This window comes from Bradyrhizobium sp. Ken64, assembly GCF_055807555.1.
In genome coordinates this window covers 596,701-622,988 of sequence record NZ_JBVVPA010000001.1, presented here as the reverse complement: position 1 = coordinate 622,988, position 26,288 = coordinate 596,701, and the positions used below count along the sequence as shown (strand labels likewise).

Sequence of the window (26,288 nt, the reverse complement as noted above, 5' to 3'; positions counted from 1 at the left end):
ATCACGCCTTTGTCACGAAACAGTCATGGCGCTCCGCTATCAAGTTGTCTAGTATCATAGACAACTTGGATTCGGCAAGTTGTTGAGAAAAGTTCGGTGGATCTGGTGACCCAGCACAACAATCAGCAAGCCCAGCGCAAGGCCGCAATGGCCGTGCTGGCGAACGCGGAGGTGGGCGAGATCGCCGCTCGCCTCCGCGCTCTCGCTTTGCCGGCGCATCAGGATCTGCGCGCGCCGGAAAACGGCCTCGTCATGCTGCGCGGCCGGGTCGGCGGCGACGGCGCGCCGTTCAACCTCGGCGAAGCCACGGTGTCGCGGGCCGCGGTGCGGCTTGCCAGCGGCGAGGTCGGCTTCGGCTACACGCTCGGTCGCGACGGTGAGAAGGCGCGGCTGATCGCGCTGTGCGACGCGCTGGTGCAGTCCAGCGATTTCGGCGACGCGGTGGAGCGGGACATCATCGCGCCGTTGCGTGAGCAGCTTATGGTCAGGCGCAAGCAGGCGGCGGCCGAGACCGCCGCGACGAAGGTTGATTTCTACACCATGGTGCGCGGTGAGGGGTGAGGTCATGACCACGATTGCGGAACTGCCGCCGGGGTTCGCCGACAAGGTGCTGTCGGCGCAATCGACCTTTCGTTCGGTCATGGACGCGATGGCGCGGCCGGGGTCGGTCCGGCGCATCGTGCCGACATCAGGAGCGCCTCACACGATGATGCGCGGCACGGCCGCGATCGCGCTGACGCTGTTCGATCACGACACGCCGCTCTGGCTCGATGCGCGCATGCATGAGAGTTCCGACGTCGTGAAATGGCTGAAATTCCATACCGGCGCGCCGGTGGTACAGGATTCCTCGATCGCGAGCTTCGCGCTGATCAGCGACGGCGGGGCGCTGCCTTCGCTCGACCGCTTCGCGCTGGGCACCAGCGAATATCCGGATCGGTCGACGACGTTGATCCTGCAGGTCGAGAGCCTGGACTCGGGGCGCAGCTTCGAACTGCGCGGTCCCGGCATCGACGGTGTCGCGACGCTCCAGGCGTCGATCAAGCCGTTCGACCTGTTCGAGCGCCTGCGCGTCAACGACGCGCTGTTTCCGCGCGGCATCGATGTGGTGCTGGTCGCCGATGACGCCGTGGTTGCGATCCCGCGCACCACGCGCGTCGTGAGCAAGGGAAGCTAACCATGTATGTCGCAGTCAAAGGCGGCGAACGCGCCATCGAGAACGCCCATCGCCTGCTCGCGAGTGCACGGCGCGGCGACCAAAGCGTTCCGGAAATTTCCCTGGACCAGATTTCGGAGCAGCTCGGCCTCGCCGTGGACCGCGTCATGAGCGAAGGCTCGCTCTATGACCGCGAACTCGCGTCGCTCGCCATCAAGCAGGCGCGCGGCGATCTGATCGAGGCGATCTTCCTGGTCCGCGCCTTCCGCGCCACGCTGCCGCGCTTCGGCGCCACCGAGCCGGTCGAGACCGGCGCGATGCGGGTGCGGCGTCGGGTGTCCTCGACCTTCAAGGACATTCCCGGCGGCCAGATCCTCGGCCCGACCTTTGACTATACGCACCGCCTGCTCGATCCCTCGCTCGCCGAAGGCTTTGTGCCGGAAGCGCCGGCGACGGCTGAAGCCTCGACGGTGCCCACGCCACGCGTGACGGATATTCTCGGCCGCGACGGGCTGATCGAATCATCGCCGCAGGCCGAGGAAGGCGCCAGCGTCGGCGATCTCACCCGCGAGCCGCTGAATTTCCCGGCGGACCGCGATCTGCGTTTGCAGAACCTCGCGCGTGGCGACGAAGGGTTTTTGCTGGCGATGGGCTATTCCACCCAGCGCGGCTACGGCCGCAACCACCCCTTCGCCGGCGAGATACGCTTCGGTGAGGTCGAGGTTGAATTTTCGGCGGAAGACGTCGGCTTCGCCGTTCCGCTCGGCTCGATCGAGCTCACCGAGTGTCAGATGGTCAACCAGTTCAAGGGCTCCGCGACCGAAGCGCCGTGCTTCACCCGCGGCTATGGCCTTGCCTTCGGCCAGAGCGAACGCAAGACCATGTCGATGGCGCTGGTCGACCGCGCGTTGCGCGCGCGCGAGCTCGGCGAAGAGGCGCTGGCGCCTGCGCAAGATGAGGAATTCGTGATGTCGCATTCGGACAACGTCCAGGCGACCGGCTTCGTCGAACATCTGAAGCTGCCGCATTATGTCGACTTCCAGTCCGAGCTCGGCCTGCTGCGCAAGCTGCGCCAAGAGTTTTCTGAAGCGTTCACGGAGGCCAATGCGCCTGACACCCTGAAGGAGGCCGCGGAATGAACGCGCCCGCCTATAATTTCGCCTATCTTGACGAACAGACCAAGCGGATGATCCGTCGCGCGATCCTCAAGGCGATCGCGATCCCGGGCTATCAAGTGCCGTTCGCCAGCCGCGAGATGCCGATGCCCTATGGCTGGGGCACCGGCGGCGTCCAGGTCACCGCGGCGATCCTCGGGCCGCAGGATGTGCTGAAGGTGATCGACCAGGGCTCCGACGACACCACCAACGCGATCTCGATCCGAAAATTCTTCGCCAAGACCGCCGGCGTCGCCACGACGACCGCGACTGAAGATGCGACCGTGATCCAGACCCGTCACCGCATTCCCGAGACGTCGCTGCACGCAAATCAGGTGCTGGTCTATCAGGTGCCGATCCCGGAGCCTTTACGTTTCCTCGAACCGCGCGAGACCGAGACGCGACGCATGCACGCGCTCGCCGAATACGGCCTGATGCATGTCAAGCTCTACGAGGACATCGCCCGCTTCGGACACATCGCGACGGCCTACGCCTATCCGGTGAAGGTCAACGCGCGCTACGTGATGGACCCGTCGCCGACGCCGAAATTCGACAATCCCAAGATGGACAATTGCCCGGCGCTGCAATTGTTCGGCGCCGGCCGCGAGAAGCGCATCTATGCGATCCCGCCCTATACGCAAGTCGTGTCGCTCGACTTCGAGGACCACCCCTTCGAGCCGTATCGCTTCAACGCGCCCTGCGCGCTGTGCGCCGCTGAAAATTCTTATCTCGACGAGATCGTCACCGACGACAAGGGTGGGCGCATGTTCGTCTGCTCCGACACCGATTATTGCGAGGGCCGCCAGGCCGCCGGCCATCACGGCAGCCTGAGCGCCGCGCCGTACAAGGAGAAGGCGCAGGAGGCATCCAATGGCTGATCAAGACATGCTCGAAAACGACGAGCCGCTGCTGGTCGCAAAATCCCTCAGCAAATCCTATGGCCGGATCGCGGCGTGCCGCGACGTGTCCTTTGCGCTCTATCCCGGCGAGGTGCTGGCAATCGTCGGCGAATCCGGCTCGGGCAAGTCGACGCTGCTCCAGCTCCTGTCGGGTCAGCTCGCGGCCAGCGGCGGCCAGGTGTCCTACCGGATGCGCGACGGCGTCGCCCGCGATCTCGCCACGCTGGGCGAGGCCGAGCGGCGCTTCCTGTTCCGCACCGATTGGGGTTTCGTCCACCAGGATCCCGCGCAGGGTCTGCGCATGGCGGTCTCGGCCGGCGCCAATGTCGGCGAGCGGCTGATGGCGGTGGGGTGGAATCACTACGGTCGCATCCGCGATACCGCGTCGGACTGGCTGACCCGCGTCGAGATCGACATCGCACGCATCGACGATGCGCCGCGGACCTATTCCGGCGGCATGCGCCAGCGGCTCCAGATCGCCCGCAACCTCGTCACCGAGCCGCGGCTGGTGTTCATGGACGAGCCGACCGGCGGCCTCGACGTTTCCGTGCAGGCGCGCCTGCTCGACCTCGTGCGCAGCCTCGTCGCGGAGCTACACCTCGCGGTCATCATCGTCACCCATGATCTCGCGGTCGCGCGCCTGCTGTCGCACCGCGTGATGGTGATGAAGGGCGGCCGCGTCATCGAGACCGGGCTCACCGATCAGGTGCTCGACGATCCCCGCGAGCCCTACACCCAGCTCCTCGTCTCCTCGATTCTGCCGCCATGAGCCTTCAACGCCATGAGCCTTGCAAGAAGAGTTTTCCAATGGCCGCCATGATCGACATCGCCGACGCCAACAAGACTTTTACGATGCACCTGCAGGGCGGCATCGAATTGCCCGTCGTCAGCGGTGTGACCTTCCAGGTCAACCCGGGCGAATGCGTCGTGCTGTCGGGGCCATCAGGCGCCGGAAAATCGTCGATCCTGAAGATGATCTTCGGCAATTACCGCTGCGACTCCGGCCGCATCGGCATCCGCCATCGCGGGGCGTTGGTGGATCTTGCCACGGCCGAGCCGCGGCAGGTCCTCAACATCCGCCGCGCGACCATCGGCTATGTCAGTCAGTTCCTGCGCGCGGTGCCGCGCGTCGCGACCGTCGACGTGGTCGCCGAGCCCCTGATCGTCAACGGAATGGCCCGAGCTGAGGCGCAGCAGCGCGCGGGCGAGTTGTTGCATCGGCTCAATATCCCCGAGCGACTCTGGCAGCTTCCGCCCGCGACCTTCTCCGGCGGCGAGCAGCAGCGCGTCAACATCGCGCGCGGCTTCATCTCGGATCTGCCGATCCTGCTGCTCGACGAGCCCACCGCCTCGCTCGACGCCGCCAATCGCGCCGTCGTGGTCGAGCTGGTCGCCGAAAAGAAGCGCCACGGCGTCGCCATGGTCGCCATTGTCCATGACGACGAAATCCGTCATCAGATTGCCGACCGCATCGTCGACGTCACCAGCTTCGCCGCCGCGGCCTGAAGGAAATGGACATGAACGCCAAGAAGGACATCGTGATCGCCAACGCCAGGATCGTGCTGGCGGAACGGGTGATCGAGCAGGGCTGGCTTGCGCTCGCCGATGGGCGCATTGCCGAGATCGGCGAGGACAGGGCGCCTGCGGGGGCAGAGGATGCCGGCGGCGATTTGATCATGCCCGGCCTGATCGAGCTCCACACCGACCATCTCGAAGCGCATTACGTGCCGCGGCCAAAAGTATTCTGGAATCCGGTCGCCGCCGTCGTCTCCTATGACGGCCAGCTCGCGACCTCGGGCATCACCACGGTGTTCGACTCGCTCCGGGTCTGGCGCGAGGATGGTGCCGAGGAAGTAGATGGACGCGCCGGCGTGCTTGCCGCGGCGATCGCGACCGCGCGCGCCGCCGATTTGCTGCGTGCCGATCACTTCCTGCATCTGCGCTGCGAAATTCCGATGCCGAGCGTGGTCGAGGAGGCCAGGGAGCTGATCGACCGTCCCGACGTGCGATTGATGTCGCTGATGGACCACACCCCCGGCCAGCGCCAGTTCCGCGACGAAGGCAAGCTGCGCGACTATTACCGCGGCAAGGGCGGCGGCAAGACCGATGCCGAGCTCGACCAGCTGTTCGCGAAGCGCTTCGAATATCAGAAGGCCTATGCGGCGACCAACATGCGTGAGATCGTGGCGCTGGCACACAAGTACAAGATCCCGCTGGCGAGCCATGACGATACCACCGAGGAGAACGTCGTGGACGCCGTGCGCGATGGCGTTTCGGTGGCGGAATTCCCGACCACGCTGGAGGCCGCGCGCGGCCTGCACGAGGCTGGCATCGATATCCTGATGGGGGCGCCGAACGTCGTGCGTGGCGGCTCGCATTCCGGCAATATCGCCGCGGTCGATCTCGCCCGCGAGGGCCTGCTCGACATCCTGTCGTCGGACTACATCCCCTCGAGCCTTCTGATGGCTGCGCTGCATTTGCCCGAGCATGTGCCCGCCATCAGTCTTGCAGCGGCGATCCGCACCGTGACGAAGGCTCCCGCGGAGGCGGTCGGCCTGTCCGACCGGGGTGAAATTGCCCTGGGCAAGCGTGCCGATCTGATCCGCGTCCATGTTGCGGGCCACGTTCCCGCGGTCCGCAGCGTCTGGCGCGAAGGGAGCCGCGTCGCATGAGCGAAGCCGTCCCCGCGGCGGAAAAGACGACGGGTGCGATCGGGCCCGGGCGGCTCGTGCTCGTGGTCGGTCCCAGCGGTGCCGGCAAGGACACGCTGCTGCGGCAGGCGCGGGCAGCGTGCATCGAGGATCAGGACATCGTCTTCCCGCGCCGGGTCGTGACGCGCGAATCCTCGGCCGACGAAGACAATATCGCGGTGAGCTCTGACGAATTCCGGCGCGCGCGCGATCACGGGGATTTCGCCGTGCATTGGGAGGCGCATGGACATTCCTACGCGCTGCCGCTCGACCTCAACGACGATATTCGTGCCGGACGCGCCGTCGTGGCTAATGTTTCGCGCACGGTGATCTGCGCGCTACGTCAGACCTATGCAAACGTCGTGGTGGTCGCGATCACTGCGCCGCCGGATGTGCTGGCGCAGCGGCTCGCCGCCCGCGCCCGGGACAGTGACGGCAACATCGCGGAACGACTGACGCGCAGCGTCAACGATGCATCGGCGCAGGCCGATGTCACCATCCTCAACGCCGGCAGCGCGGAGTATCACGGCCGCCAGCTTCTACGCGTGATCAGGAATCAAGGCTGGCACGAATAGCCGGCACGACAAGGAGACTGGAATGTCGGTGATCGAAACCGTCGAGCAGCTGGAGGCCATCTACGGCGTCACCAACGACGCCTCGACCGTGAAAGTCGCCGACCACGTCACCCCGCTCTATCGCGTCTTCATCGAAAAGGCGCCGTTCGCCGCGCTCGCCACCATCGGGCCCGAGGGGATCGACTGCTCGCCGCGCGGCGATCTCTCCGGCTTCGTCCGCATTCACGATCCGAAGACGCTGATGCTGCCGGATCGCCGCGGCAACAACCGGGTCGATTCCTTGCGCAACATCGTGCGCGATCCCAGGGTGTCGCTGATGTTCCTGATCCCCGGCTCCGGCAATGCCGTCCGCGCGAATGGCCGGGCGCATCTGTCCATCGATCCCGAACTGCTTGCCTCGTTCAAGGTCGACGGCAAGGCGCCGCGCAGCGTCATGGTGATGAATGTCGACGAAATCTACTTCCAGTGCGCCCGCGCCATCGTCCGCTCCGATCTCTGGAATCCCGACAAGCGCATCGACCCCAAGACGCTGCCGACACCCGGACAGATCCTCGCCGAGATGAGCGAGAACAAGGTCGGCGGCGTGGAGTACGACCGCGCCTGGCCCGAGCGGGCGGCCGCGACGATGTGGTGACTGGTTGTCCCCCCTTCCCCGTCCCACCACAGGAATCGCGTATCATATGAAGAAGAACGTGGTGGGCAGATTGCCCGTGGCCATCCTTCGAGACGCCCGCCTTCGGCGGGCCCTCAGGATGAGGGCGGAGGGGGTGGCTGCAGTTTCAAAGTTCGCGCAACCGAGCTGAGCCTCATCCTGAGGAGACCGCTGACAGCGGGCGTCTCGAAGGACGAGGCGCTGGCTCAGACGTCGCCAAAACGCATGATCGACGCCGGGTTCCTGAGCAGATTCAGCCCGTCAGCGCTGCCAACAATTCATCCGGGCGTTCAGCCATGATCATGTGGCCGGCGCCCGGCACCACAACTATCTTCGCATGCGGGATCGCGGCGGCAAGTGCCTTGCCGGCCTTCACCGGCGTCATCATGTCCCGTTCGCCGAGGATGAGTGTCGTGGGCACCTTCACGCTCGCGGCTGCTTGAAGCGCGTTCGCGTAAGCATTGCACGCGGACAAATCCCGGAACAGCACGCCCGGCTCGCAGTGTTTCAACACGGCCTGCGCGCCGCCATGCATCCACAGGCCCGGCGCGAGGCTGCCGCCGAGCTCGGCGCTGAAGCCGAGTCCCCAGATCGAGACCATGTCGTTGGCATCCTGCGAATTGGCTTCGGCCGCTTTCAGCAGATCCGGGCCGACCGTCATGGTCGCGGCCGTGCCGATCAGGCTGAGCGCGGACACCTTGTCGGGGTGACGTGCGGCCGTCTCCAGCGAGATCAGCGATCCCATGGAATGGCCGATCAGATGCGCCTTCGTCGCTCCGGCCGCATCGAGCAGGGCCGCCGTCCAGTCGGCCATCTCGGCGATGCTGCCGAGCGAAGGTCCGGGCGAACGGCCGTGACCGGGCAGATCAGGCGCCAGCACGCCAAAGCCGTGATGGGCGAACCAGCGCGTGTGCAGCGCCCAGGTCGAATGATCGAAGCCGGCACCATGGAGGAAGACGACGGCGGGCAGGGATCTGTCGAAGTCGCGGCCGCCGGTTGCGACCAGCACCTCGGCGCCGTTGACGGAGAGCTTCATGGTGTCAGACCTTTTGCGAGATGCGCAGCGCCTGCGCGAGATCGTCGATGATATCGCTTGCGGTCTCGATGCCGACCGAGAGCCGCACCAGCTCCTCGCCGATGCCGGAGGCCTTGAGCTGCTCGGCGTCCATCTGCTGGTGCGTGGTCGAGGCCGGGTGGATCACCAGCGTCTTGGCGTCGCCGACATTGGCAAGATGGCTGATCATGCGCAGCGATTCGATGAACTTGCGGCCAGCAGGCCGGCCGCCCTTGATGCCGAAGGAGACAATCGAGCCGGCGCCGCGCGGCAGCAATTGTTTTGCGAGCTGGTAGTCCGCGTGGTCCTCCAGCGAGGGATGCAGCACCCAGTCCACGGCCTTGTTGGCTTTCAGCGCTTCCAGCACGAGGTTCGTGTTCTGCATGTGGCGGTCCATGCGCACGCCAAGCGTCTCCACGCCCTGTAACAGCTGGAACGCGTTGGTCGGCGATAGACAGGCACCGAAATCGCGCAGGCCTTCGGTGCGCGCGCGCATGATGAAGGCGGCGGTGCCGAATTGCTCGTCGAAGACGATGCCGTGATAGCCGCCATAGGGCTCGGTCAGCACGCCGAATTTTCCGGATGAGCGCCAGTCAAACCGGCCGCCGTCGACGATGGCGCCGCCGATCGCGATGCCGTGGCCGCCGATCCATTTGGTCGCCGAATGCATGACGATGTCGGCGCCGAGCTCGATCGGACGGCTGAGATAGGGCGTGGCAAACGTGTTGTCGATCAGCAGCGGAATCTTCGCGTCATGTGCGATCGCCGCGACCTTCGGAATATCAAGCACCTCGAGCCCGGGATTGCCGATGGTCTCGCCGATCACCAGCTTCGTGCTCGGCTTGATCGCCGCGCGGAACGCATCGAGATCGCGCGGCTTCACGAACGTTGTAGTGATGCCGAAGCGCGGCAGCGTGTGCGCCAGCAAATTGATGGTGCCGCCATAGAGCGAGCTCGACGCGACGATATGGTCGCCGGCGTTCAGAAGCGTCGCGATGGCGAGATGCAGCGCGGCCATGCCGCTCGCGGTACAGATCGCGCCGACGCCGCCCTCCAGCGCCGCAAGCCGCTCCTCGAGCACGCCGGTGGTGGGATTGGAGATGCGCGTATAGATGTGGCCGGCGCGCTCGAGGTTGAACAGCGCTGCGGCGTGATCGGAATCCTGGAACACGTAGGACGTGGTCTGATAGATCGGCACGGCGCGGGCGCCGGTCGCGGGATCCGGATGCTGGCCCGCATGCAGGCTCAGGGTCTCGAAGGCGGGCGGTTTTGGCGCGGGCATGCGGGGCCTCGTTGCTCGGTCGGCGGAGGCGGCTCTTGTGCCACAAAACGGCGCGCGAAGTCAGCCCATTGACATCGCCGCATCGTCGGTGCGCTCCCTCGCCCCGTTCTTACGGGGAGAGGGTTGGGGTGAGGGGCCTCTCTCCGCACGCGAGATGGTCGAGAGACCTGTACCCCCTCACCCGGATCGCAAGAGCGATCCGACCTCTCCCCGCAAGCGGGGAGAGGTGAAGCGGCACGGTCAGCGCTATCCAGTATTCCCCCGGATCGCCTGCTCGATAATCCGCGCCTCCCGCAGCAAAATCTCCGCGACCTCCTGCTCGCGGCGCGGGCCGAGCCTGGTCCGAACGGCGGAGACGGTCATCGCGGCAGCGGGGCGGCCGTCCGGGGTCTTGATCCAGGTCGAGATCGACTTCGTGCCCTGCACGAGACCAATTTCTCTCATGCCATATCCAAGCCGCCTTGCGGCGGTGACCTGGCCCAGCACCGTTGCAGCGTCGGTCCGGTAGGCCTCCAGTCTCTTCTCATTGGCCGCGACGATTTTTCGCGCGTCCTGGGCCGGCATCGCGGCGAGGATGGCGACGCCTGCGCTGGAGACGCCGAGCGGTCGACGCGCGCCGACCTCGATCGACAGCACCTGGATCGGATAGATGCCGATCCTGCGATCGACGCACAGCGTGTCGTTTCCGGTCCGCACCGTCAGGAACAGCGTGTCGCCGATCTCGGTCGAGGCGCGTTGCAGCGACGGATTTGCCGCGATCAGCAGCCGCGAGGGCCGGGCCCGTGCCAGCGCGAGCTCCGGCACCTGGTTGCCGATCGCGTAGCGGCCGGTTTTGTCATGCCGTTCGACGATGCCTTCCTCGATCAGCACGTGGACGATGCGGTGCACGGTCGGGCGGGTGAGGCCGGTCGCCCGCACCACCTCGGCCAGCGGCACGCCGTCTTCGCGGCCTGCGGCGAGGATCCGCAGCACCGCGAGCGCGCGGCGGATCGCCTGCGCGCCCTGTCGCGGTTCGGTCATGCGGCGGGCGGATTTCGCGGAAGTCCTCTTGTCCATAATATGGACAAGAACGCCACAATTCACTCGACAGGTAAAGCGCGCATCTGGAGATTGCGCTCCGAATCGAGATGCCGTGTACGACGTCAGGCAAATCGACGTAAAATTGGAAGCGCCGCCGGGAGGTTAACATGAGATTAATCTGGATTGCCATCGCTGCCGCAGCGGCGATGTTGACGGGACCGGCGTCGGGCCAGCAATGGCCGGCGCGCAACGTCAAGCTGATCGTGCCCTATCCGGCCAGCGGCAATGTCGACAGCGCCGCGCGCATTATCGCCGACAAGCTCCAGGAAAAGCTCGGCCAGCCCTTCATCATCGAGAACAAGGCGGGTGCCGGCGGCATGATCGCGGGCGAGGCCTTCGCGAAATCCGCGCCCGACGGCTACACGCTGTTCGTCGGCGCCAACGGCCCGGTGCTGTTCGCGACCGAAATCAACAAGCGCGACGTCTACAATTGGAAGAAGGACTTCCTGCCGATCACGACGATCTCGATGACGCCGCTGGTGCTCGAGGTGCATCCGTCGGTGCAGGCGACGACCTTCAAGGAATTCATCGACCTCGCCAAGCGCGAGCCGGGCAAGCTGACGATGGCCTCGCCCGGCCCCGGCACCACCAACCATTTGCTCAGCGAGCTGATGCAGTCCAGCCTCGATCTGCAATGGGTCACCGCGCACTATCGCGGCAATGCGCCTGCGGTCAACGATCTCTTGGGCGGGCAGGTGCAGTTCGCGTTCGACCAGCTCACGGTCAGCCTGCAGCACATCAAGGCCGGCCTGTTCCGGGCGCTGGCCGTCACCAGCCCGCATCGCCTGAAGTCGCTGCCCGACGTGCCGACCTTCACTGAGCTCGGCTACAAGGACTTTGATGGCCAGACCTTCACCGGCCTGTTCGCACCGGCAGGCACGCCGGCGCCCGTGATCGACAAGCTGCACGAGGCGCTGACCGCGATCCTGAAGGACCCCGCCGTGGTCGACAAGTTCGAGAAGCTCGGCGGTGAAGCCGTCGCGATGACGCCCGACGAATTCAAGGCCTATCTCGCGCGCGAGGACGCCAAATGGATTCCGATCGTCCGCAAGGCCAACATCAAGGCGGATTGATCGATGCGGATCGACCCCACCGAGCTCGGCGCCGAGCGCATCTACCGGCTGATGACCGGCCTCGTGGTGCCGCGTCCGATCGCCTGGGTGACGAGCCTGTCGCGCTCCGGCGTGCTCAACCTCGCGCCGTTCAGCGCCTTCACCTTCGTCTCGCAGAAGCCGCCGATGCTGGCCATCAGCGTCGGCCGCAAGGGCGCGGATTACAAGGACACTGCGCACAACATTCTCGACACCGAGGAATACGTCATCCACATCGCCGATACCCCGCTGATTCAGGCCGTGCACGACTCATCGGTCGAGCATCCGCCTGAGATCAGCGAGGTCGCGGAGCTTGGCCTGGAGACGATCGCGAGCGAGCGCATCAAGGTGCCGCGGCTCAGCATTGCACCCGTTGCGATGGAATGCCGCTTTCGCCAGTGCCTCGAATTCGGCGATGCCCGCAGCCGTCTCATCGTGGGCGAGGTCGTGATGTTCCACATCCGCGACGGCCTCGTGAACGACGGCAAGGTCGAAACCGCGGCGCTCGATCCGATCGCGCGCATCGGCGGGCCGCGCTACGCCCGGCTCGGCGAGATCGTGACGCTGCGCGGCGTGTTCCAGACTCCCAAATCGAAAGACTGAGCGCGCTGCCCCGGGCGCGGCTCAAGACCATTGGAGAACGACCATGCGACTCGTGAGTTATCTCGTGGACGGAGAGCCGCGCTATGGTGCCGCCATCGAAGGCGGTGTCGTCGATCTGACCCGGCGGATTGGCCGCGACTTCTCCGACGTGAAGTCGCTGATCGCCGCCAACGCGCTCGCCGACGCGCAGGAAGCCGTCGCCGGACAAAAGCCGGACTACGCACTCGACGATCTCGTGCTGCTTCCGCCGGTGCTGGCGCCCGAAAAGCTCTGGTGCATCGGCGTCAATTACGCCGAGCGCAATGCGGAGTATAAAGACAGCTCCGAGCTGCCCAAATATCCCAGCCTGTTCGTGCGCAGCATGTCCTCGATGACGGGCTCCGGTCAGCCGCTGGAGAAGCCTCATGTGTCCGACCAGCTCGACTACGAAGGCGAGCTCGTCATCGTGATCGGCCAGGGCGGCCGCCACATTCCGCGCGAGAAGGCCTGGGCGCACATCTTCGGCATGACGCTGTGCAACGAGGGCACGATCCGCGACTGGCTGCGTCACGGCAAGTTCAACGTCACGCAGGGCAAGAACTTCGATCGCTCCGGCAGCATCGGTCCCTGGATCGTCACATCGGATGAGCTCGATCCGCGCGGGCCTCACGACATCGTCACGCGCGTCAACGGCGAGGTGCGGCAGCAGGACACCACCGAACGGCTGATGTTCCCGTTCGATTTTCTGATCTCCTATCTCTCGACCTTCGCCACTCTCAAGCCCGGCGACATGATCGTGACGGGCACGCCGACCGGGGCGGGCGCCCGCTTCGACCCGCCGCGCTGGCTGAAAGTCGGCGACGTCGTCGAGGTCGAATCCAGCCGCATCGGCGTGCTGCGCAACACCGTCGCGGCGGAGGGCTGAGCCATGCTGGATGCCGCCACGATCGAACGCCTTGCCGCGCGGCTCGACGAAGCCGAGCGCACCAAGACGCTGATCACGATGTTCACCAAAGACTATCCCGATTTCAGCATCGAGGATGCCTACGCCGTTCAGCGCGCCTGGACCAGACTCCAGCTCGGACGCGGCCGGGTCATCAAGGGCCACAAGATCGGCCTGACCTCGAAGGCGATGCAGAACGCGGTCGGCATTTCCGAGCCGGATTACGGCGTGCTGTTCGCCGACATGTTCTATGCCGACGCCACGCCCATTCCGTTCGACCGCTTCCATGCGCCGCGAATCGAGGTCGAGCTTGCCTTCGTGCTGAAGGCGCCGCTGCGCGGGCCCGGTTGCACCATCTTCGACGTGCTCAACGCCACCGACTACGTGACCCCGGCGCTGGAGATTCTGGAGACGCGCATGCACCGCGTCGACCCCCAGACGGGCAAGGCGCGCAAGGTCATGGACACGATCTCGGACAACGCGGCCAACGCCGCGCTGGTGCTGGGTGGCCGGCCGTTCCGTCCGATGGACGCGGACATGCGCTGGATCGGCGCGCTGTTGTTCCGCAACGGCGAGGTCGAAGAAACCGGGCTGGCCGCCGGCGTGCTCAACCACCCCGCCAATGGCATCGCCTGGCTCGCCAACCGCCTCGCGCCGCATGACGAGCATCTCGCCGCCGGCGAGGTGGTGCTGGCGGGATCGTTCACGCGTCCGGTCGACATCCGCCGTGGCGACACGTTTCATGCCGACTACGGCGCGTTCGGTTCGGTGTCGTGCCAGTTCGTCTGAACCAATAAGCAAGAGGGAGCGCATCATGACCGGTCACACGCGGCGCAAGAGCATCCATATCGGCAGCTTCAAGCACGCCAATCCGATTCCGAACGCCTGCCGCATCGGCAATCTCGTGATGTCGGGCGTCATCCTCGGCCGCGATGCGGCTGGCGCGATGCCCGAGAGCCTGGAGGCGCAATGCGCCAACATGTTCGCGCATATGAAGGCGACGGTAGAGGCCGCCGGCGGCACAACGGACGACATCATCAAGATGACGGTGTGGCTGAAGGACCGTACGCAGCGCGGACCCGTGAATGTCGAGTGGCTCAAGATGTTTCCGGACGAGCATGCCCGCCCGGCACGCCACGCGCTGCCGATGGACAACATGGACGGCGGCGCGCTGGTGCAGTGCGACTTCACTGCCATGATCGACTAAAGGAGTTTGCGCATGCCGACCTATCTGCCGTTCGACCCGAACCCGCGCCCTCCGGTCAAGGCGCCGCCGCCCAAAACCGTCGACAGCCAGTTCCACGTGCTCGGCCCCATCGACAAATATCCGGAGCGTCCCGGCGCGGCCTATCGGATGCCGACGGCGACCTGGGAAGCGGCGCTGCGCGTGCACAAGACGCTCGGCATCGAGCGCGGCATCATCGTGCAGACCACAACTTACGGCGCTGACCATGCCGTCGTGCTCGACGGCCTCGCCGCGATGGGCGCGAACTATCGCGGCTGTGCCAACGCGCTGGTGTTCGCGGAGGCAAGCGATTCTTATCTCGCCAAGCTGCATGACGCCGGCGTGCGCGGCGCGCGCTTCAGCTTCCGCCAGGAACTCGGCGCGGTGCTGTCGGATGCCGATTTCGCCCGCGCCATTGCCCGCATCCGCGAGCTCGGCTGGTACGTCAAGATCCAGCCCGAGAAGGACGGCATCGTCTCCAGCGTCGCCAAATACGAGAATCTCGACGTGCCGGTGCTGATCGACCACATGGCGCGTCCCGATCCGGAAGCCGGCAGGAACGATCCCAACCTGCGCAAGATGCTCGAGCTGCTTGCCAAGGGCAATTTCTGGGTGATGCTGTCGCTCGGGGAGAAGACCTCGAAGCTTGGGCCGCCCTACGACGACGTGATCCCGATAGCGCGCGCCTATATCGAGACAGCCGTCGACCGCTGCGTCTGGGCCAGCGACTGGCCGCATCCGGTCTCGGTCAAGCAGCCTCCGAACGACGCCGATCTGCTGGAGCTGATGTACCGCTACGCGCCTGATCAGGCGACGCTGGAGAAGATTTTGGTGCACAATCCGGCCAAGCTGTTCGGCTTTCCGAATTAGGGCTCACGGCCTGCCGCGAGCGCGGTGCGCTCCCTCTCCCGCTTGCGGGAGAGGGTCGGGGTGAGGGTTCTCTCCTCTAGGGGATTGTCCCATTGCGGAAACACCCTCTCCCCAGCCCTCCCCCGCAAGCGGGGGAGGGAGCGCACCTGTCTCGCCGCAACAATTCGCGCCCACTCACCCCGCCAGCCGATCCCTGACCCCAGCTGCGATCTCGAACGAGCGCAGCCGTGCGGCGTGATCGTAGATCTGCCCCGTGGTCATCAGTTCGTCCGCGCCGGTGTCGGCGATCAGCGCCTTCAGCTTCGCTTCGACCATGTCAGGCGTGCCGACCGCCGAGCACGACAGCGACTGGCCGACCATGGCCTTTTCCGCCGGCGACCACAGCGCGTCCATGTCGTCGACCGGCGGCGGCAGCGGGCCGGGCGTGCCGCGGCGCAGATTGATGAACTGCTGCTGCAGCGAGGAAAACATGCGCAGCGCGTCCGCATCGCTGTCGGCGGCAAACACGTTGACGCCGACCATCGCATGGGGCTTGTCGAGCTGCGCCGACGGCTCGAACCGCGCGCGATACTCCCGCAGCGCCGGCATCATCATTTGCGGCGCGAAATGCGAGGCGAACGCGAACGGCAGGCCGAGCATGCCTGCGAGCTGCGCGCCGAAGGTGCTGGAGCCCAGGATCCACAGCGGCACCTTCGTCCCCATGCCCGGTACGGCGCGGATCGCCTGGTTCGGCTGCACATCGCCGAGCAGCGCCTGCAACTCGAGCACGTCCTGCGGAAAATTCTCGGAGCTGGTGGCGAGGTCGCGCCGCAGCGCCCGTGCGGTGAACTGGTCGGTGCCGGGCGCGCGGCCGAGCCCAAGATCGATCCGCCCCGGATAAAGCGAGGCCAGCGTGCCGAACTGCTCGGCGATAACAAGCGGCGAATGGTTCGGCAGCATGATCCCGCCGGATCCGACCCGGATCGTCTTTGTCCCGCCCGCGACATGGCCGATCACCACCGACGTCGCCGCGCTCGCAATGCCCGTCATGTTGTGATGCTCGGCCAACCAGAAGCGTTTGTAGCCCCACGCTTCCGCGTGCTGCGCGAGATCGAGCGAGTTGCGAAACGCCTGCGCCGCGTCGCCGCCTTGGCGGATGGGAGCGAGGTCGAGCACGGAGAAGGGGATCATGGGCGGGTCCGGATGGCGCGTGCGATGGGAACGTAGACTCGACATGTAGGAGCCGGCCCCGGGAATACCAGCCGAAACGATCATGGTGCTGCGCCGCCGGCGCCATTACGCGGAGGCGAAGCCATTGCCCCGCCGACGCATGCGGCATATCCGCCTGCACTGAAACCTGGGGCCCCATTGCGGCGTTGCCGGCCGGTTTGATCAATGGCGACGACTTTCATTTCGGGGGCTTTCTTTGGACAGATTCAACATCGGCGTTCATGTCGTTGCGCTGGCTGCGGCCTTCGCGCTCGCCGCTCCCATTGGCTGGGACCGCGAGAGGCGGGCGCGAAGCGCGGGCTTGCGCACCTTTCCGCTGGTCGCAATGGCAAGCTGCGGCTTCGTGCAGGCCAGCGAAAGCCTGCTGGTGCATTCGCCTGACGGGATGGCAAAGGTGATCGAGGGCCTCATCACCGGCATCGGCTTCATCGGCGGAGGCGCGATTCTCAAGCAGGGGACTTCGGTGCAGGGCACCGCGACGGCCGCGAGCCTGTGGGCCACCGGCGCCATCGGCGTCTCCGTCGGGCTCTGCGCTTACGATGTCGCGGTGACGGTCGCCGTGTTCACGTTCCTGACGCTTCGCTTGTTGACGCTGGTCAAGGAAGACGACGATCACTGATGCATGCGGGAGCGGCCTGCACCCCGTTCACAACACCGTCATTGCGACCCGTTGCGTCCCTCGGCCCAACTGGGCGTCTGGCCCCTGTTGTTGTACACTCGCTGAGCCATTGGACGCTCGCCAGGAGGAACCGACATGACCACGGTCGTACTCAATCGCCGGAGCCTCCTCGCCGCGGGCGGCTCGATCCTCGCAACCGGGCTCTTGGCAACCGGTGTTCCCGGCCTGCTGTTGCCTGCCCGCGCGGACGGCCTCGCGCCGACCGAGACGATGTCGGGCGGGGCGAACAACTACCGCAAGGGCGCGGCGATCGTGGAGCGGATCGGCAAGGGCGGTTTCTGGATGAGCGGCACCGTACGCCGCGCCGGCGACGGGGCTCCGCTCGCAGGCCAGCGCATCCAGATCTGGGCACACACCACCGAAGGCCAGGAGCACGAGCCGCAGAGTCATGGCGCCACGCTCACCGACAAGGACGGCAAGTTCCGGCTCGAGATGCCGCAGATCATTCCCATCTTCGGCCAGCCGCACGGCCATCTCGCCTATGACAGCGGCGACTTCAAAACCGTGTTCCTCCGGCCGGTGATGCGGAGCGCCAAGGAAACCAGCCTCGAAGCGCACTTCGTCCTGCAGCCGGCCTGACCCCATTGGAGATGAAAGGGCGGCGATCGGCCCGGGCGCCGCTGATCTGGGTCGGCCTTGCCCTGGCCATTGGCGTGCCGATCGCGCTCGCTGCCGGAAGCGAGCAGCTCGCATGGCGCGGCCCGGTCTACATCCTCGCCGGCTTCGCCGGGATCATCGCGCTCGGTCTCGTGCTGGTTCAGCCCCTGCTGATCGGCGGATATCTGCCGGGTCTTTCGGCCTATCGCGGCCGGCGCGCCCATCACTGGATCGGCGGCGCGCTTGCCCTGGGGGTGGTGATCCACGTCGCCGGCCTCTGGATCACCAGCCCGCCCGACATGATCGACGCCCTGACCTATACATCGCCGACGCCGTTCTCCCCCTTCGGCGTGACCGCCATGTGGGCCATCTTCACCGTCGCGCTTCTGGCGCTGCTCCGCCGACGATTGGGACTCGGCTGCGCACCTGGCGCATCGTCCATATCCCCCTCGCGATCGTCATCGTTGCCGGCAGCGTCGCCCATTGCCTGCTGATCGAGGGGACGATGGAGACAATCTCGAAGGCGACGCTTTGCGCAGCCGTGCTTGCGGCGACCGTCAAGGTGATGGTTGACCTCTGGAGAACGAGAACGTTGCGCGGCGAGCGTGTTGCTGGGCAATGACATGGCCACGTCCGGGTTCGTAGCCCGGATGGAGCGCAGCGCAATCCGGGACGACCGCATCCACGGCCGCCGGCCCCGGATTACGCTGCGCTCCATCCGGGCTACGCCGCCTTTCACACGCGTTGAGCATCGTCAACGCCAAGGTGTGCTCTGCTTGCTGCTGATGGCGCCGAGGCTTATCCTCGCGCGATGGCTGTCAGCGCCCCCGACCTGAAAGCATTCCTGCTCGCCACACCGTTCTTCGGCGGTATCCCGGATCAAAGTCTCGACCTCCTGATGTCGATGCTGGTCGAGTGCCGATTTGATACCGGAGCAACCGTCGTGACGGAGGGCGAACCCGGACGCTCGCTGTTCATCGTCAAGTCCGGCCGGCTGGCGGTGAGCAAGCGGGCGAACGCGGGGCGCGTCATCCCGATCTCCGTTCTGGAGCCCGGCGATTTCTTCGGCGAAATGACGCTGATCGAAATGCAGAATCGATCCGCCACGGTGATCGCGGAAAGTCCGACGGTGCTCTACGAGCTGACCGCCCAAAAGCTCTACGCCTGCTACAAGGCCGATATCCACGCCTATGTAATCGTCCTGCAGAATATCAATCGTGAGCTATGCCGGCGGCTGCGTCGCAGCGACGATCGCTTTGCGGGGCATCGGGTGGGTGGCGACAAGTGATCAAGTGATAATGCGGAGGATGGGTAGAGCACTTGCGAAACCCATCATCTTTCGTCACCGCACGAGGCCTCGATGGGCATCGCTTCGCTCTACCCATCCTACGAGCTGCAATGACTGTGGCCGAGCGTGACGGCCATTGGCGGTGGCCATCCGCATGTCGACGACACGAGCGACCCAGCTGCTCGTCAAGATCGAATCGGCTGCCCGATTCCCAGCAAGTTACCTTCGCTGTCGCGGAACCACGCGCCCCGCTCACCGACACCCTTGCTGGGGCAATTCCCGGTAATCGCGGCAATCCCATCAACGGTCTTCAAGCCGGGTAGGTCATATTCCTCGAACTCGACTCCCCGCACGCGAAGCTCGCGCACCGTTGCCTCGATATCCTCGACTTCCCAGCCCATCTGTGTGTGCGCGCCGAATGGCAGTCCGGCCGAGATGAATATCGCAAACTCGCCATTCGCACAGACGTAACGGAGTCCACCCTCGCGCTGTTCGACCGGCTCGAGCCCGAGTTTTTCCGAATAGAACGCTCGCGCCCGATCCAGGTCTTTGGCTGGAAGCCGGGTTGCCACCTTCGCGTTCCCAAGCATGCCTCTCCCCTTTTCTTAGTCTTAAGCTTGCGTAGGATGGGTAAAGCATTTGCGAAACCCATCACCATTCGTCATCGAGCAAGTCTTCCATGGTTTTTGCTTCGCTTTACTCATCCTACGAACTTCCCGGCACCGTAGGCTTCGAATAGGAAAATAACATGGCTCAAGCCGGAGAAAATGGAAGACTCGCGGCGTTCAAGCACCACGCCAAGGTGCACTCCTTCAGAGTTAGCACTGCTTTGCTGACTTGGATTTTGCTCGGCGCTACGCTCTTTTACAAGCCTGAGTGGGTCCGATGGGCCCTGCGAACCGGCACGCACGCTATTGAAGCTGTCGGCGATGCGCTTCCTGGTTATTGGGGCGCTCAGGCCGAGATTGTTTTACGTGAACTCGGTGGTTTCCTTTGGATCCAGATCACGGCCGCGATCCTGTTTGTCAGGTTCGTGTTTTGGCTGATCGGGGCCTCATGGCGCCGTGGTCGGCGGTAGATCCAGTCAGCGCGCGTAGGAGAGCACTGCGAAACCCATCATGTCTCGTTCTCAACCAGGGCCTCGATGGGTTTCGCTTCGCTTTACCTATCCTACGACCTCATCGCGTCGGGAATTAGTAGCGCACACGCCTCGCAAGCTTGAACCGGGGCAGTATTGCTACGAACTCTCAGAGTAGGCAGGTATTGAACGGAACGACACGGAGTACGCGCATGGAAACACCTATGACGAGGTGCACTTGGTGCGGATGGGTGCTGTTCGGAAACAGTAGCCGCTCGGTGTCTATGTCCACCGCTGCGACCAAAGAGTCATCCTCCAACAGGCAATGCATTTCGTCTTCTTCCGGGTACGCGCGATCTTGCTCGTCAATCGATGGCATCCGCAGCCCGTCAAGAAGGGCTTTCATTCGTCCGTCCAGGTCACCGCCTTGTCTAATCAACTGACCAGGGTCGTCTTGGCGCAAAAATAGAATCTCAAGCTTACAATTGAGATGAAGCGAACTGCGGACTAGCGGCCTGTACTTCTTCTGACCGACCTCAATAGAGGAGCACAGGTCGATCATCGAACCCGGGGTGCTCCTTCCTCTCATTCCCGGCGTAGGTATTCCTCCCGGAATGAGAGGCGATGAAAATCCAGTTCGCGAAGCTGGGTTTGGCAGCCACGCTTGTTCGGACAATTCCTTCAATGCGTGGCTGGTCTCCCACAGGTACTTCAATTGCGGGCTCAGTTGCCGCCTAATTGCCAAGACATCGTTGGGCTTTGCCTTGTTACCGGAAGACGGCAAAGGTCCACTATAGACAAGATAAAACTTCATGAGATCCCGGATCGGGGCCGACTCATTCCGCAGGGAAATCTGCCCAGCCGACCATTCTGCAATCATAGTTCCGCTCCGTCGAGAACGTCAAATATGCCGTAGGGGATGCGGGAGCGAACGAGAACCGCGAGGGTCCTTAACTCAAGACTATGTGCGTCTTAGCTTTCTTTCCCTCGTGGCCGTCGGGCAAAACACCCGCCTCGCCCGAAAACGCGTCAATCCCCCTCCATAAAAATATTCCACTTTACCGAAATTCGGAATCGCAGTATCACTCCGCCATCCCGGTCCAGGGAGAGGGGCGATCGTCCGTCGTAACGAACGTGGATCGGGGTGCGGTGGACGCGGCAGTGCCGGGCACGCGAAGGCGGGACCAGGGCGAGATGAACCTCGTGAGGTCTTGTCTAGCGTGCGGACGAACGGCGCCAACGCCCTGCGAAGCCCTTTTGGGCGAAGCAGGACGTGTCCGGAGAAGCCTCTTGGCGAAGCCGGATCGCTGCGTACGGCAAAATCGTGTGGTCCTGGCCGTCGTTGCTACGGTCAAGCCTTGCGGAGATGGATCGGGGCTCTACCGGGTCTTCGGCCATCGTCAATTCGCAAGGCGACGGTGACAAAAAGGAACTCGTCGCCGGGGAGAGCGCGGCATAAGCCGTCAACCCACTGCGCAGGGAAGGCCGAGTGTTCGGCGTCACCTGTATGCTGCTGTGCGGTCTCTTTGCGCTACACTTTCGCGCAGCGGACCGCGGGTGCCAGCCGGCACCCGGTCTTCCCTGCGCCCTCTTCACGGAAGAGGGTCAAGGTAGAAGCAAAACTCGGGCATCTCATGCCGCGAGAAGGCTGCTTCATGTGTCATTTGAGCGAGGGAATGGTGCTGCCAGACAGGATTGAACTGTCGACCTCTCCATTACCAATGGAGTGCTCTACCACTGAGCTACGGCAGCATGTGCTGGGGTAAGAATCGGCCGCCACGAGGGGCCTACCAAGCGGGCCGATATCTGCCACAAGCCCCCCTCCTGTGCAAGCTTGCTAGCTCCGCCAAAGCGATAAAATCGGGTCGATATCGGGGCCAAAATGCCTGTTTTGGCTCGAAACGGCCGACTTTCCGCGGATTCGGGTCCGATATCCCCACCCAACTGGCCAGTTGCCCGACGCGCCGGATTCGATCCATTTCGATTTTCGCACGATCGGATCGCGCGGGCCTCTTGAGCTGCCTTATTCCTCGGGCATGTTATCGCCGATCGCTGTAATGGACCGGTGATGGCAGACGAGAACGACAAGAGCGAGCGGCAGGATTCGCGACAGGACTCGCGGCAGGCGAGGGCGTCCCGCGACGACCGGCTCAAATCGGCGCTGCGCGAAAATTTGAAGCGGCGAAAGATGCAGGCGCGCGAACGGGCCGCAAGTGGCGGCCCCTCGCAGAACGAAGATGATTCCCTAAATGAGGGGCCCGCCGGCAAGATAGCCGGCAAGACCGGCGACTAAAATTTTGGAGTGCATGGACGTGGCAATGGGGCAGGACGAATCGCAACGACCCGAGAGTGACGCGCAGATGTCGCGGTTCACTCGCCCTGAACAGACCTTTCCGACGCTGACATCAGCCGAGATCGAGCGTGTCAGACATTTCGGCGAGGTCCGCAACTATGCCGATGGGGAATTCCTGTTCGAAACCGGGAAGCCCGGGCCGGGCATGTTCGTCGTGCTGAAGGGCCACGTCGCCATAACCCAGCGCGACGGCCTTGGCCATGTCACCCCGTTGATCGACCAGGGGCCGGGGCAATTTTTGGCCGAGCTGAGCCAGCTCTCCGGACGGCCGGCGCTGGTGGACGGCCGCGCCGAAGGCGATGTCGAGACGCTGCTGTTGCCGCCGGAGCGGCTGCGCGCGCTGCTGGTTGCCGAGGCCGAGCTCGGCGAGCGCATCATGCGCGCGCTGATCCTGCGTCGGGTCAATCTGCTGCAGGGCGGCGTCGGCGGCGTCGTGCTGATCGGTCCGTCGCATTCGGCAGGCGTGGTGCGGCTGCAGGGCTTCCTCACACGCAACGGCCAGCCGCATCATCTGCTCGATCCCGACCGCGATCGCGACGCCGCCGACGTCATCGCGCGTTATTCGCCCAAACCGGAAGACTGGCCGCTGGTCGTCACCCCCGATGGTGCGGTGCTGCGCAATCCCGGCGAAACCGAGCTTGCGCGCGCGATCGGCATGATCGGCGGCCCCCGCAACGATCGCATCTACGACGTCGCGATCGTCGGCTCCGGGCCGGCCGGGCTCGCCACCGCCGTGTATGCCGCGTCCGAAGGCCTCTCGGTGGCCGTGCTCGACACCCGCGCCTTCGGCGGCCAGGCCGGCGCCAGCGCGCGCATCGAAAATTATCTCGGCTTTCCGACCGGAATTTCCGGCCAGGCCCTGACCGCGCGCGCCTTCAACCAGGCGCAAAAGTTCGGCGCGGAGATCATGATCCCGGTGACGGTGAAGTCGCTCGACTGCACGCGCAAGGACGGCGCGTTTTCGGTGGCGCTCGACGGCTGCGACCCGCTGCATTCGCGCGCGGTCGTGGTCGCCAGCGGCGCGCGCTATCGCCGCCCGGAGATCGAGAACCTCGACAAGTTCGAGGGCCGCGGGGTCTGGTATTGGGCCTCGCCGGTCGAGGCGAAGCTGTGCGCCGGCGAGGAGGTCGCGCTGGTCGGGGCCGGCAACTCGGCGGGGCAGGCCGCCGTGTTCCTCTCGGGACACGCCAAAAAAGTGCTGATGATCATCCGCGGCGGCGGCCTCGGCGCCAGCATGTCGCGTTATCTCATCGAGCGCATCGAAGCCACGCCGAACATCGAACTGATGTTCAACACCGAGATCACGGCGCTCGAAGGCGACGAGGCCTCGCTGCTGCGGCGCATCCGCTGGAAGAGCCGGCTCTCGAGCGACGAGGATTTCGCCGACATCCGCAATCTCTTCCTGTTCGTCGGCGCCGATCCCGCCACCAATTGGCTCGACGGCTGCGGCGTGACGCTCGATCGCGGCGGCTTCGTCGTGACGGGCGCGCAGTCCGAGCAGAACCAGGGCCGGCTGGTGGCGCCGCTGGAGACGTCGGTGCCCGGCGTCTACGCCGTCGGCGACGTCCGCTCCGGCTCGGTCAAGCGCGTCGGCGGCGCCATCGGCGAAGGCGCGCAGGTCGTGGCCTCCCTGCACGGCTATCTCGGCGACGCCGCAAAACCGGCGCTTTAGTCAAGGACAAGACAAGCAGACGGCAAGTCGAAAGTGGCTTGCCATCTTGCTAGGTGATGCGTGACTATCTCCCCTCATCCTGAGGAGCGGCCGAAGGCCGCGTCTCGAAGGATGAAGGCCCAGCTGCAAAAGCCGGGCCTTCATGGTTCGAGACGGCGCTCGCGCGCCTCCTCACCATGAGGATCGACAAAGAAAACGCTTAACGGGAGGACTAAATGGCTGAAATCGTCGTGCTGTATAAAACGCCCACGGATGCTGCGGCCTTCGACAAATATTATGCCGAGACCCACATTCCGCTCGCGAAGAAACTTCCAGGCCTGAAGAAGTACGCCATCAGCAAGGGGCCGGTCGGCTCCCCCGCTGGACCTTCCGGAATCCATCTCGTTGCCATTCTCACCTTCGACAGCACGGCCGACATCCAGGCGGCATTCGCTAGCCCGGAAGGTAAGGCGACCGGCGCTGACGTGCCGAAATTCGCCAGTGGTGGCGCTGACCTGTTGATCTTCGACACCAAGGAAGTGTGAGCCGCGATTCGACGTATGTCGTGTAGCCCGGATGGAGCGCAGCGTAATCCGGGGCCACTGCATTTGCATGCGTAAATCCCGGATTACGCTATCGCTCCATCCGGGCTACGCACCACAAACTGCCGTCGTTTGTGACAGCGGTGCAAATAATTCAGCCATGCGTTTTTCGATTCGCACGACGACGCATGGCTGCGCACGCATGTGTGACGCCAGCGCATGTGGCAATCCGATGAGGACCGTAATATCAATCCCGACCTCAATGCGGAGAGTAGGAGAGATGTCATGGTTCTTGGGTTGAGCTTGCCCGCCTTCACGCTGGTTCATGTCATCATCAGCCTGATCGGCATCGCCGCCGGCCTCGTCGTGATGTTCGGCCTGCTCGGCTCGAAGGCGATGCCGGGCCTCACCGCGATTTTCTTAGCGTTCACGATCCTCACCAGCGCCACCGGCTTCCTGTTTCCGTTCAAGGAGCTGCTGCCCTCGCATATCATCGGCATCATCTCGCTGGTCCTGCTCGCGATCGCCTGCCTCGCGCTCTACGGCATGAAGCTCGCTGGTGTCTGGCGCCCGGTCTACATCGTGACCGCGATGATCTCGCTGTATTTCAATGTCTTCGTGCTGGTGATCCAGTCATTCCTGAAGGTGCCGGCGCTCGCCGCGCTCGCGCCCGCCGTGGCACCGAATCCGCCCGGAGGCCCCGTGTTCGCGGTGGTGCAGGGCCTCGTGCTGGTGTTCTTCGTGGTGCTCACCGTCGGCGCCTGGCGCCGCTTCAAGCCGATGGCGTTCGCCTGATCATTCAAGGAGCCTGACAATGCCTATCATCACCACCAAGGACGGCGTCGAGATCTTCTACAAGGATTGGGGAAGTGGCCAGCCGATCGTGTTCAGCCACGGCTGGCCGCTGTCGGCCGACGACTGGGACGCGCAGATGATGTTCTTCGTCACGCGCGGCTATCGCGTCATCGCGCACGACCGTCGCGGCCATGGCCGTTCGTCGCAGGTCGCCGACGGCCACGACATGGATCATTACGCCGATGATCTTGCGGCCGTGACGGCCCATCTCGACCTCAAGAACGCGATCCACGTCGGCCACTCCACCGGCGGCGGCGAAGTGGTGCATTACATCGCGCGCCACGGCGAGAGCCGGGTTGCGAAGGCCGCAATCCTCTCCGCGGTGCCGCCGCTGATGCTGAAGACGGAGGCCAATCCCGGCGGCCTGCCGAAGAGCGTGTTCGACGATTTCCAGGTGCAACTCGCTGCCGGCCGTTCCAGCTTCTACCGCGACATCGCGGCCGGCCCCTTCTATGGCTACAACCGTCCCGGCGCAAAGCCGTCGGAAGCGGTGATCCAGAACTGGTGGCGCCAGGGCATGATGGGCGGCGCGAAAGCCCATTACGACGGCATCGTCGCGTTCTCGCAAACCGACTTCACCGAGGATCTGAAGAAGATCAATGTGCCGGTGCTGGTGATGCATGGCGACGACGACCAGATCGTGCCTTACGCCGACTCCGCGCCGCTGTCGGCCAAGCTGCTCAAGAACGGCACGCTGAAGACCTACAAGGGTTTCCCGCACGGCATGCCGACGACGCACGCCGAAACCATCAACGCGGACCTGCTGGCGTTTTTCAAAGGGTGAGC

Annotated in this window: 30 protein-coding genes, 1 tRNA gene and 1 pseudogene; 25 read left to right on the top strand and 7 right to left on the bottom strand. The window is 64.6% G+C overall.

All coding sequences use genetic code 11. The features are described 5' to 3' along the window. Nucleotides 1-96 precede the first annotated feature (96 nt). The 9 genes from phnG to AC0L2F_RS03080 are packed head-to-tail and all read left to right on the top strand — an operon-like array spanning nucleotide 97 to nucleotide 7,105. Nucleotides 97-561, top strand: a complete 465-nt coding sequence (phnG, locus tag AC0L2F_RS03120; protein WP_007615541.1) for a phosphonate C-P lyase system protein PhnG — start codon at nucleotides 97-99, stop codon at nucleotides 559-561. Between the two features lie 4 nt (nucleotides 562-565). Next, nucleotides 566-1,174 carry a phosphonate C-P lyase system protein PhnH gene (gene phnH / locus AC0L2F_RS03115; RefSeq protein WP_473247431.1) on the top strand — a complete coding sequence of 203 codons (609 nt, stop codon included), beginning with the start codon at nucleotides 566-568 and terminating at the stop codon, nucleotides 1,172-1,174. Nucleotides 1,175-1,176: 2 nt separating this feature from the next. Next, nucleotides 1,177-2,292 carry a carbon-phosphorus lyase complex subunit gene (locus AC0L2F_RS03110; RefSeq protein WP_063994190.1) on the top strand — a complete coding sequence of 372 codons (1,116 nt, stop codon included), beginning with the start codon at nucleotides 1,177-1,179 and terminating at the stop codon, nucleotides 2,290-2,292. Beyond that, nucleotides 2,289-3,185 carry an alpha-D-ribose 1-methylphosphonate 5-phosphate C-P-lyase PhnJ gene (locus AC0L2F_RS03105; protein WP_063994189.1) on the top strand — a complete coding sequence of 299 codons (897 nt, stop codon included), beginning with the start codon at nucleotides 2,289-2,291 and terminating at the stop codon, nucleotides 3,183-3,185. Before AC0L2F_RS03110 ends, AC0L2F_RS03105 begins: the two co-directional genes overlap by 4 nt. Then, nucleotides 3,178-3,975, top strand: a complete 798-nt coding sequence (phnK, locus tag AC0L2F_RS03100) for a phosphonate C-P lyase system protein PhnK (protein WP_007615531.1) — start codon at nucleotides 3,178-3,180, stop codon at nucleotides 3,973-3,975. Before AC0L2F_RS03105 ends, phnK begins: the two co-directional genes overlap by 8 nt. Before the next feature lie 38 nt (nucleotides 3,976-4,013). Continuing rightward, complete coding sequence (gene phnL / locus AC0L2F_RS03095; RefSeq protein WP_063994187.1) at nucleotides 4,014-4,712, top strand: phosphonate C-P lyase system protein PhnL; 699 nt, start codon at nucleotides 4,014-4,016, stop codon at nucleotides 4,710-4,712. Nucleotides 4,713-4,723: 11 nt separating this feature from the next. Beyond that, the gene (locus tag AC0L2F_RS03090; RefSeq protein WP_473247430.1) at nucleotides 4,724-5,878 is read left to right on the top strand and encodes an alpha-D-ribose 1-methylphosphonate 5-triphosphate diphosphatase; all 1,155 of its coding nucleotides are present in this window, start codon (nucleotides 4,724-4,726) and stop codon (nucleotides 5,876-5,878) included. Further along, nucleotides 5,875-6,471, top strand: coding sequence for a phosphonate metabolism protein/1,5-bisphosphokinase (PRPP-forming) PhnN (phnN, locus tag AC0L2F_RS03085; RefSeq protein ID WP_473247429.1), 597 nt, complete (start codon nucleotides 5,875-5,877; stop codon nucleotides 6,469-6,471). The genes AC0L2F_RS03090 and phnN overlap by 4 nt, the downstream gene beginning before the upstream one ends. Before the next feature lie 22 nt (nucleotides 6,472-6,493). Then, nucleotides 6,494-7,105 (top strand): pyridoxamine 5'-phosphate oxidase family protein, encoded by a 612-nt coding sequence (locus tag AC0L2F_RS03080; protein WP_063994184.1) that lies wholly within the window; start codon nucleotides 6,494-6,496, stop codon nucleotides 7,103-7,105. A gap of 271 nt (nucleotides 7,106-7,376) precedes the next feature. Here the strand turns inward: AC0L2F_RS03080 and AC0L2F_RS03075 are convergent, their stop codons facing one another. The 3 genes from AC0L2F_RS03075 to AC0L2F_RS03065 all read right to left on the bottom strand — a co-directional run bounded on the left by AC0L2F_RS03075 (nucleotide 7,377) and on the right by AC0L2F_RS03065 (nucleotide 10,515). Continuing rightward, nucleotides 7,377-8,159 (bottom strand): alpha/beta fold hydrolase, encoded by a 783-nt coding sequence (locus AC0L2F_RS03075; RefSeq protein WP_473247428.1) that lies wholly within the window; start codon nucleotides 8,157-8,159, stop codon nucleotides 7,377-7,379. A gap of 4 nt (nucleotides 8,160-8,163) precedes the next feature. Beyond that, on the bottom strand, nucleotides 8,164-9,459 hold the full coding sequence (locus AC0L2F_RS03070; RefSeq protein WP_473247427.1) for an O-acetylhomoserine aminocarboxypropyltransferase: 1,296 nt from the start codon (nucleotides 9,457-9,459) through the stop codon (nucleotides 8,164-8,166). Nucleotides 9,460-9,705: 246 nt separating this feature from the next. Next, nucleotides 9,706-10,515 (bottom strand): IclR family transcriptional regulator, encoded by an 810-nt coding sequence (locus tag AC0L2F_RS03065; RefSeq protein WP_007615519.1) that lies wholly within the window; start codon nucleotides 10,513-10,515, stop codon nucleotides 9,706-9,708. Between the two features lie 131 nt (nucleotides 10,516-10,646). Between AC0L2F_RS03065 and AC0L2F_RS03060 the strand changes: the two genes are divergently transcribed. Genes AC0L2F_RS03060 through AC0L2F_RS03035 form a run of 6 tightly spaced genes read left to right on the top strand, consistent with a single transcriptional unit; the run spans nucleotide 10,647 to nucleotide 15,250 of the window. Beyond that, complete coding sequence (locus tag AC0L2F_RS03060; RefSeq protein WP_473247426.1) at nucleotides 10,647-11,612, top strand: Bug family tripartite tricarboxylate transporter substrate binding protein; 966 nt, start codon at nucleotides 10,647-10,649, stop codon at nucleotides 11,610-11,612. A gap of 3 nt (nucleotides 11,613-11,615) precedes the next feature. Further along, nucleotides 11,616-12,233, top strand: a complete 618-nt coding sequence (locus AC0L2F_RS03055) for a flavin reductase family protein (RefSeq protein WP_473247425.1) — start codon at nucleotides 11,616-11,618, stop codon at nucleotides 12,231-12,233. A 43-nt stretch (nucleotides 12,234-12,276) separates the two neighbouring features. Then, the gene (locus AC0L2F_RS03050; protein ID WP_473247424.1) at nucleotides 12,277-13,137 is read left to right on the top strand and encodes a fumarylacetoacetate hydrolase family protein; all 861 of its coding nucleotides are present in this window, start codon (nucleotides 12,277-12,279) and stop codon (nucleotides 13,135-13,137) included. A gap of 3 nt (nucleotides 13,138-13,140) precedes the next feature. Continuing rightward, nucleotides 13,141-13,944, top strand: coding sequence for a 2-oxo-hept-4-ene-1,7-dioate hydratase (gene hpaH / locus AC0L2F_RS03045; RefSeq protein ID WP_473247423.1), 804 nt, complete (start codon nucleotides 13,141-13,143; stop codon nucleotides 13,942-13,944). A 25-nt stretch (nucleotides 13,945-13,969) separates the two neighbouring features. Then, nucleotides 13,970-14,362, top strand: a complete 393-nt coding sequence (locus tag AC0L2F_RS03040; RefSeq protein ID WP_473247422.1) for a RidA family protein — start codon at nucleotides 13,970-13,972, stop codon at nucleotides 14,360-14,362. Between the two features lie 12 nt (nucleotides 14,363-14,374). Next, on the top strand, nucleotides 14,375-15,250 hold the full coding sequence (locus AC0L2F_RS03035) for an amidohydrolase family protein (RefSeq protein ID WP_473247421.1): 876 nt from the start codon (nucleotides 14,375-14,377) through the stop codon (nucleotides 15,248-15,250). A 174-nt stretch (nucleotides 15,251-15,424) separates the two neighbouring features. Here the strand turns inward: AC0L2F_RS03035 and AC0L2F_RS03030 are convergent, their stop codons facing one another. Continuing rightward, the gene (locus tag AC0L2F_RS03030; protein WP_473247420.1) at nucleotides 15,425-16,420 is read right to left on the bottom strand and encodes an LLM class flavin-dependent oxidoreductase; all 996 of its coding nucleotides are present in this window, start codon (nucleotides 16,418-16,420) and stop codon (nucleotides 15,425-15,427) included. A 235-nt stretch (nucleotides 16,421-16,655) separates the two neighbouring features. Here AC0L2F_RS03030 and AC0L2F_RS03025 point away from each other — a divergent pair, with 235 nt between their 5' ends. From AC0L2F_RS03025 to AC0L2F_RS03010, 4 genes and pseudogenes are all read left to right on the top strand, one after another. After that, nucleotides 16,656-17,078: an MgtC/SapB family protein gene (locus AC0L2F_RS03025; protein WP_473247419.1), complete on the top strand. Its 423-nt coding sequence runs from the start codon at nucleotides 16,656-16,658 to the stop codon at nucleotides 17,076-17,078. A 135-nt stretch (nucleotides 17,079-17,213) separates the two neighbouring features. Further along, nucleotides 17,214-17,717, top strand: a complete 504-nt coding sequence (locus tag AC0L2F_RS03020; protein ID WP_473247418.1) for a peptidase associated/transthyretin-like domain-containing protein — start codon at nucleotides 17,214-17,216, stop codon at nucleotides 17,715-17,717. Nucleotides 17,718-17,728: 11 nt separating this feature from the next. Beyond that, nucleotides 17,729-18,357 (top strand): annotated as a pseudogene (locus AC0L2F_RS03015) (ferric reductase-like transmembrane domain-containing protein). A gap of 189 nt (nucleotides 18,358-18,546) precedes the next feature. Further along, nucleotides 18,547-19,023, top strand: coding sequence for a Crp/Fnr family transcriptional regulator (locus AC0L2F_RS03010; protein WP_473247417.1), 477 nt, complete (start codon nucleotides 18,547-18,549; stop codon nucleotides 19,021-19,023). Nucleotides 19,024-19,208: 185 nt separating this feature from the next. On the opposite strand, the gene AC0L2F_RS03005 is transcribed toward AC0L2F_RS03010, so the two are convergent. Then, nucleotides 19,209-19,613: a VOC family protein gene (locus tag AC0L2F_RS03005; RefSeq protein WP_473247416.1), complete on the bottom strand. Its 405-nt coding sequence runs from the start codon at nucleotides 19,611-19,613 to the stop codon at nucleotides 19,209-19,211. Between the two features lie 158 nt (nucleotides 19,614-19,771). Here AC0L2F_RS03005 and AC0L2F_RS03000 point away from each other — a divergent pair, with 158 nt between their 5' ends. Then, a complete protein-coding gene (locus tag AC0L2F_RS03000) occupies nucleotides 19,772-20,101 on the top strand; it encodes a hypothetical protein (protein WP_063994167.1) in 330 nt (109 codons plus the stop codon). 169 nt (nucleotides 20,102-20,270) lie between these two features. Here AC0L2F_RS03000 and AC0L2F_RS02995 read toward each other — a convergent pair whose 3' ends face one another. Beyond that, nucleotides 20,271-20,915, bottom strand: a complete 645-nt coding sequence (locus tag AC0L2F_RS02995) for a hypothetical protein (protein ID WP_473247415.1) — start codon at nucleotides 20,913-20,915, stop codon at nucleotides 20,271-20,273. An 863-nt stretch (nucleotides 20,916-21,778) separates the two neighbouring features. Beyond that, nucleotides 21,779-21,853 (bottom strand) — tRNA-Thr (locus tag AC0L2F_RS02990). A gap of 316 nt (nucleotides 21,854-22,169) precedes the next feature. On the opposite strand from AC0L2F_RS02990, the gene AC0L2F_RS02985 reads away from it, so the two are divergent. The 5 genes from AC0L2F_RS02985 (at nucleotide 22,170) to AC0L2F_RS02965 (ending at nucleotide 26,286) form a co-directional block, all read left to right on the top strand. After that, nucleotides 22,170-22,394, top strand: coding sequence for a hypothetical protein (locus AC0L2F_RS02985; RefSeq protein WP_473247414.1), 225 nt, complete (start codon nucleotides 22,170-22,172; stop codon nucleotides 22,392-22,394). 25 nt (nucleotides 22,395-22,419) lie between these two features. Then, on the top strand, nucleotides 22,420-24,126 hold the full coding sequence (locus AC0L2F_RS02980; RefSeq protein WP_473247413.1) for an FAD-dependent oxidoreductase: 1,707 nt from the start codon (nucleotides 22,420-22,422) through the stop codon (nucleotides 24,124-24,126). A gap of 215 nt (nucleotides 24,127-24,341) precedes the next feature. Further along, nucleotides 24,342-24,650: an EthD family reductase gene (locus AC0L2F_RS02975; RefSeq protein WP_007615494.1), complete on the top strand. Its 309-nt coding sequence runs from the start codon at nucleotides 24,342-24,344 to the stop codon at nucleotides 24,648-24,650. A 282-nt stretch (nucleotides 24,651-24,932) separates the two neighbouring features. Then, on the top strand, nucleotides 24,933-25,442 hold the full coding sequence (locus tag AC0L2F_RS02970) for a hypothetical protein (RefSeq protein WP_007615486.1): 510 nt from the start codon (nucleotides 24,933-24,935) through the stop codon (nucleotides 25,440-25,442). Between the two features lie 19 nt (nucleotides 25,443-25,461). Next, the gene (locus AC0L2F_RS02965; RefSeq protein WP_473247412.1) at nucleotides 25,462-26,286 is read left to right on the top strand and encodes an alpha/beta fold hydrolase; all 825 of its coding nucleotides are present in this window, start codon (nucleotides 25,462-25,464) and stop codon (nucleotides 26,284-26,286) included. The last annotated feature ends 2 nt before the right edge of the window (nucleotides 26,287-26,288 follow it).